The following is a 3,968-nucleotide window of genomic DNA, read 5'->3' as shown; positions in this document are numbered from 1 at the left end:
GAGGCCGAGCGCGGCCGTCGGCTCGACGGCCTGCTCGACCGGCTGCCCGCCGTCCAGCGCGAGATCCTCGTGCTGCGCGTCATGGTGGGCCTGTCCGCGGGCGAGACCGGCCGGGCGCTCGGTCTCTCCTCCGCGAATGTGCGCACGCTCCAACACCGGGCGCTGCGCCGGCTGCGCGGGTGGGTCGGCGTCGGTGAACTGTGACCGCGCCGACCGTCGGCACACGCCGGGTCAGCGCCTCCCGGCCGCCTCCCGCAGCGCGGGAAGAAGCTCCCGCTCGGCGGCCTCCAGGAACGGTTCCTGCCGGTCGCCACCCACCTGCACCAGGGCCAGGTCGGTGAATCCCGCGTCGAGGAATGCCCGTGCGGAGGTCACGACCCGCTCGGTGCTCGCCCCGCACGGGATCGCCGCGGCCACGTCCTCCTCGGTCACGAACCGGGTCGCCGCGTCGAACGCGGCCGTACCGGGCAGCTCCGCGTTGACCTTCCAGCCGCCCGCGAACCAGCGGAACTGCTCGCGCGCCCGGCTCACCGCGGCCTTCTCGTCGGTGTCCCACGACACCGGGATCTGCCCGATCTTGCGGGAGGTCTCCTGGCGCACGGCGGACCGGGCCGCGTCCCATCCCCGGCAGAGTTCCGCCTCGGGATCCACCGCGATCATCGCGTCCGAGACCGGCGCGAACCGCCGCACCGACTGGGCACCGGAGACCGCGACGCCGATCGGGACCCGCCACCGGGGCAGGTCCCAGAGCTTCGCCGAGTCCACCCGGAAGTGGTGCCCGGCGAAGTTGGTGTAACCGCCGTCGAAGAGGTCCCCGATGATCTCCAGCGCCTCGGACAGCATCTCGTGCCGCACGTTCACCGGCGGCCAGCCGCGCCCGACCACGTGCTCGTTGAGGTTCTCCCCCGCACCGAGTCCGAGGAGGAACCGGCCATCGGACAGTTCCTGGATCGTGGCGGCCTTCTGCGCGACGACGGCCGGGTGGTACCGCATCGTCGGGCACGTCACGTACGTCATCAGCTCCAGGCGCTCGGTGGCCTGTGTGACGGCCCCCAGCACGCTCCACGCGTACGGGGCGTGTCCCTGACTGTCCAACCAGGGCGAATGATGGTCGCTCATGACCGCGAAATCGAAACCCGCGCGCTCGGCGCCGGCGGCGTGGCGGACGAGCGGACCGGGTCCGGCCTGTTCGGTGAGCAGCGTGTACCCGAACCGCACGGGCACTCCCTTCGACGATGCGGCCCCGTCCCGGTGCCACGGCCCGTTGGGACGGGCCGTGGGGTGGGGCCGGAGCCGCGTGCCGCGACCCCGCCCCGGTCGAAGTCAGCCCGTCGGCTGCAGCTTCTTGCGCCGCGCGATGGCCTCGCGGCGCTCGGTCTCGTCGAGGCCGCCCCACACCCCGAAAGGCTCCTGCACCGTCAGGGCGTGGTGTCGACACTGGACGATCACCGGGCACGTCCGGCAGATCTCCTTGGCGCGGGCCACCCTGTCGGCGCGCGCGAATCCGCGTTCTCCATCAGGATGGAAGAACACGGAGCTGTCGAGATTGCGGCAGTTGCCGTGCCGCTGCCATTCCCACACCTCGGCGACAGGAGTGGGCAGGCGGGACGTGTCGGCCATTGGTCACCTCCGTGCTCGTGAACCGCGTCGGTCGGACCGTGTCCGTGGAACCGGGTCAGTGCGGTGCGTGTACCCCGGTGCCGGAGAACTCACACCCGGTGCCGGGCTCAGCCGCCCGGACGCTCGTCGTCCTCGTCGACCGGCACCGGCGCGGCCTGTTCGGCCACGTCCGCCGGGTCGGCGTCCAGGGGGGCGCCGACCGGGGCCGGGGCGTCCTCACCGAACACGGGCTGCTGCTGCTCCTCGCGGTCCGCCTCGGGGGCCGGGTCGTGGTTCTCCGTCATGATCGGGCAGGTACCCCGGCGCCCCGGTTTTCAATCCGGCGGGAGAGTGGTATACCGCGCCCACTGTGAGCTGGATGAACGCCGTCTGGGGGCTGCCCGTCGCGATCCCGGTCTTCGTGGTCTCCGCCACAGTGATCGGGGTGGCCGGGGTGCGGCTCGCCCGGGTCGTCGACCGACTGGCCGATCGCACCGGACTGGGTGAGGCGATCGCGGGGATGGTGCTGCTCGCCGGGGCGACCTCCCTGGCGGGCCTGGTGGTCAGCATCGTCGCCGCGCTCTCCGGCGAGCCCAGCCTCGCGGTGAGCAACTCCGCGGGCGGGATCGCGGCGCAGACCGCGTTCATCGTGGTCGCCGACCTGGCCTACCGGCGCATCAATCTGGAACACGCCGCCGCGTCGCTGATCAACATCTTCAGCAGCCTGCTGATGGTGGTGATGCTGTCGCTCGTGCTGCTCGGCGCCACCTCGCCGCCCGTCACCCTCGCCGGGGTGCACCCGGCCACGGCGCTGCTGCTGCTCAGCTACGGATACGGCCTCGTCCTCAGCCGCAAGGTCGGCCGGGAGCCGATGTGGAAGCCCACGAGGACCACCGCCACCCGCACCGACGTCCCGGAGTCCGACGACGGCACCGAGCCGACCCGGCGGTTGTGGGGCGGGTTCGTCGGGCTGACCGCGGCGGTGTTGTTCGCCGGGTTCGGCATCGGGCGCGCCGGGGTGTCGATCGCCGAACAGAGCGCACTGACCGGCACCACGGTCGGCACGTTCCTGACCAGCGTGGCGACCTCGTTGCCGGAACTGGTCACCACCGTGGCGGCGGTGCGGGCGGGTGCGCTCACCCTCGCGGTGGCCGGCATCGTCGGCGGGAACACGTTCGACCTGCTGTTCATCGCCGGCGCCGACGTCGCGTACCGGCAGGGCTCGATCTACCACGCGGTCACGTCGACCGACCTGTTCGTGCTGGCGTGGACGATGCTGCTGATCGGCGTGATCGCCGCGGGGCTCGTCCGGCGGCAGCGGGAGGGCATCGGATTCGAGGGGATCGCGGTGCTGGGGATCTACCTCGGCGGGCTGGTGATCATCTCCACCGGTTGAGTCACGTCACCTCGCGCGGCCGCGTCGCCCGCCGGTGTGTTACACCTCGGACACACGCCGTCCACGGAGGGAAGCCATGGCCGAACGAGTTCGCCTACACGACCTCGTCCTGTTCGGAGGTACCGGCTTCACCGGGGGCCTGACCGCGGAGTACCTGGCCCGGCACGCCCCCGAAGGGTGCCGGTGGGCCCTGGCCGGGCGCAACCGGGACAAGCTCGCACGACTGCGGGACCGGCTCGCCGCGATCGACCCGTCCTGCGCCGACCTCCCGCTGCTGCACGCGGACGCGACCGACGAGGACTCGCTGCGCGCGGTCGCCGCCTCGACCCGGGTGGTGATCACCACCGTCGGTCCGTACCTGCACCACGGGGAGCCGCTGGTCGCGGCGTGTGCGGCCGAGGGCACCGACTACGTCGACCTCACCGGTGAACCGGAGTTCGTCGACCGCATGTACCTGGCCCACCACGCCACCGCGCGGCGCACCGGCGCCCGGCTGGTGCACGCCTGCGGGTTCGACTCGATTCCCTACGACCTGGGCGTGTACTTCACGGTCGGACACCTGCCGGAGGACACCCCGTTGACCGTGCAGGGCCAGGTGCGGGCCAGGGCCGAGTTCTCCGGGGGCACCTACTCCTCGGCGCTGACGGTGTTCTCCCGGGCGAAGGAGATGGCCCGCACGGCACGGGAACGTCGCCGGGCGGAGCCGCGCCCGAAGAACCGGCGGATCCACCTCCCCTCCGGACCGCCGAGGCGGGACACCGGGACCGGCCGGTGGCTGGTGCCGATCCCGACACTCGACCCGCAGATCGTCGGCCGTTCGGCGGCGGCCCTGCCGCGGTACGGACCCGAGTTCACCTACCGGCACTCCGCGGCCGTCAAGCGCCTGCCCACCGTGCTGCTGGGGGCGCTCGGCCTCGGGATGCTCGGCCTCGCCTCGCGGATCCCGCCCGCCCGCCGGGCGCTGGCGGGCGTG

Annotated in this window: 6 protein-coding genes; 3 read left to right on the top strand and 3 right to left on the bottom strand. The window is 72.7% G+C overall.

The annotated features are described in order from the left end of the window. Positions 1-204: sigma factor-like helix-turn-helix DNA-binding protein (locus SACHA_RS0116335; protein ID WP_019811465.1), on the top strand; the 204-nt coding region annotated here is incomplete at its 5' end. Between the two features lie 27 nt (positions 205-231). Here SACHA_RS0116335 and SACHA_RS0116330 read toward each other — a convergent pair. The 3 genes from SACHA_RS0116330 to SACHA_RS25675 all read right to left on the bottom strand — a co-directional run bounded on the left by SACHA_RS0116330 (position 232) and on the right by SACHA_RS25675 (position 1,904). Next, positions 232-1,218 carry a TIGR03557 family F420-dependent LLM class oxidoreductase gene (locus SACHA_RS0116330; protein ID WP_019811462.1) on the bottom strand — a complete coding sequence of 329 codons (987 nt, stop codon included), beginning with the start codon at positions 1,216-1,218 and terminating at the stop codon, positions 232-234. Positions 1,219-1,323: 105 nt separating this feature from the next. Then, entirely contained in the window at positions 1,324-1,620 is a 297-nt protein-coding gene (locus SACHA_RS0116325) for a WhiB family transcriptional regulator (protein ID WP_007026474.1), read from the bottom strand. A 107-nt stretch (positions 1,621-1,727) separates the two neighbouring features. Beyond that, positions 1,728-1,904: a hypothetical protein gene (locus SACHA_RS25675; RefSeq protein WP_019811460.1), complete on the bottom strand. Its 177-nt coding sequence runs from the start codon at positions 1,902-1,904 to the stop codon at positions 1,728-1,730. A 74-nt stretch (positions 1,905-1,978) separates the two neighbouring features. On the opposite strand from SACHA_RS25675, the gene SACHA_RS0116315 reads away from it, so the two are divergent. Beyond that, positions 1,979-2,995 carry a sodium:calcium antiporter gene (locus tag SACHA_RS0116315; protein WP_019811458.1) on the top strand — a complete coding sequence of 339 codons (1,017 nt, stop codon included), beginning with the start codon at positions 1,979-1,981 and terminating at the stop codon, positions 2,993-2,995. A gap of 76 nt (positions 2,996-3,071) precedes the next feature. Continuing rightward, positions 3,072-3,968: saccharopine dehydrogenase family protein (locus tag SACHA_RS0116310; protein WP_019811456.1), on the top strand; the 897-nt coding region annotated here is incomplete at its 3' end.

The sequence above is a fragment of the Saccharomonospora halophila 8 genome (genome assembly GCF_000383775.1).
In the GTDB taxonomy this organism is placed as follows: domain Bacteria; phylum Actinomycetota; class Actinomycetes; order Mycobacteriales; family Pseudonocardiaceae; genus Saccharomonospora; species Saccharomonospora halophila.
The sequence above is the reverse complement of the archived record's forward strand: the minus strand, read 5'-3'. Positions and strand labels throughout refer to the sequence as shown.

Coding starts and splice junctions, on each gene's coding strand:
- SACHA_RS0116315 (WP_019811458.1), top strand. CDS start 1,979: ATGAACGCCGTCTGGGGGCTGCCCGTCGCGATCCCGGTCTTCGTGGTC.
- SACHA_RS0116325 (WP_007026474.1), bottom strand. CDS start 1,620: ATGGCCGACACGTCCCGCCTGCCCACTCCTGTCGCCGAGGTGTGGGAA.
- SACHA_RS25675 (WP_019811460.1), bottom strand. CDS start 1,904: ATGACGGAGAACCACGACCCGGCCCCCGAGGCGGACCGCGAGGAGCAG.